This is a genomic window from Paenibacillus sp. FSL R7-0312, from assembly GCF_038004445.1.
In the GTDB taxonomy this organism is placed as follows: Bacteria; Bacillota; Bacilli; order Paenibacillales; family Paenibacillaceae; genus Paenibacillus_AQ.
In genome coordinates this window covers 1-1389 of sequence record NZ_JBBORE010000003.1, presented here as the reverse complement: position 1 = coordinate 1389, position 1389 = coordinate 1, and the positions used below count along the sequence as shown (strand labels likewise).

2 protein-coding genes are annotated in these 1389 nt (G+C 47.0%); both read left to right on the top strand.

Annotation, left to right across the window (positions count from 1 at the left end):
- Positions 1-72: 72 nt before the first annotated feature.
- Positions 73-396: a transposase gene (locus MKX70_RS33355; protein ID WP_042236251.1), complete on the top strand. Its 324-nt coding sequence runs from the start codon at positions 73-75 to the stop codon at positions 394-396.
- Positions 397-431: 35 nt separating this feature from the next.
- Positions 432-1331, top strand: a complete 900-nt coding sequence (locus tag MKX70_RS33350) for an IS3 family transposase (protein ID WP_052416376.1) — start codon at positions 432-434, stop codon at positions 1329-1331.
- The last annotated feature ends 58 nt before the right edge of the window (positions 1332-1389 follow it).

Below are 1389 nucleotides of genomic sequence, written 5' to 3'. Positions count from 1 at the left end.
CTCTTAAGCCCCCTAATCGAATTGGAGTCCTAAAGATGCATAAGGTACACTAATAGAGAAGGGGATGAGGACATGAAAAGTAACAAGTTGTACGATGAACAACGGATTAAAGTTGCCCAGGAAGCGATTAATGGGACGAAGCTCTCTTTCCTCGCCCGTAAATATTCAGTTTCTCCCAGCACGATTACGAACTGGGTGAAGTTCTACAAAGAACGATTTGGTGAGCAAGCGACACCTTCAGTTAACGAACGTATTGAAGATGCCAAACGTGTCCAAGAGTTAGAGACCAAAATGGACACTGCGATTAAACTGCTGGGCGAAAAGGATTTGGAGATCGAACTCCTGCGTGAACTGCTAAAAAAGACCAACCCCGCTTACAAGACAGACTTGAAATAGCCGATGAAAGCATTAAGCGGGGCTATGCGGTATCGGTGGTACTTCGGCTGGTGGGTGTGCTGGAATCGACCTACTATGCCCGCAAACAGCGTCAAAAGGAGAACACCAAATCTACGGTAAGCTTAGGGACAGCCGGAAGACCGATCCCAGCGTATTCGTTGACGAAAGACGGCCAGAAGGTCAGCGACGAGCAGATCGAAGAATGGCTTAGCGAACTCGTTGCAGGCGAGGAACACGGCTACGGTTACCGTAACTTAGCGCATGCCCTCTACATCCAGCATGACTTAATTCTGAACCACAAGAAGGCCTACCGGCTTTGTAAAAAGCTAGGGCTGCTCCAAAAGAAACCTGACAAGAAAGTGAGATATCCAAGACGGCTTGCCCAAAACCGCGTGGTTACCGGAGCCAACCAACTTTGGCAAATAGATATTAAGTACGGATACATTCATGGCTACGACCGCTTCTTTTTTATCTTTGACATGATTGATGTGTTTGACCGCTGTATTGTCGGCTACCACTTGGGTGCAAGTTGCAGTGCAAAGGAGATCTGCACGACCATTAAGCAGGCGTTGAAGGCCCGTATACAGCCTGGAGGGGCTAGGCCTATTCTTCGCTCAGACAATGGTCCTCAATTTCTCAGTCATGCTTTTGCAGAGATGTGTATGGACCCGGATGAACCTTTGATTCATGAACGGATTCCGCCTAAAACGCCGAATATGAATGCATATATTGAGTCCTTCCACAGCATTTTAGAACGAGATCTCTACAGCAAAATGTACTTTGAAACCTTTGAAGAAGCCTACGAGACTGTCACGGAGTACATTGAATTTTACAACGAACGCCGCTTTCACGGCAGTTTAAACCGATTGAGTCCTAACCAATACCATGCGGCATGGAGAGCAGGCCAAGTGGCAGAGGTAAACATCTCACTTTAAGAAACTGCAAGAACCAGAGATTTCAAGAGAATGACTCCATAATTAAGGGGCCGAACCG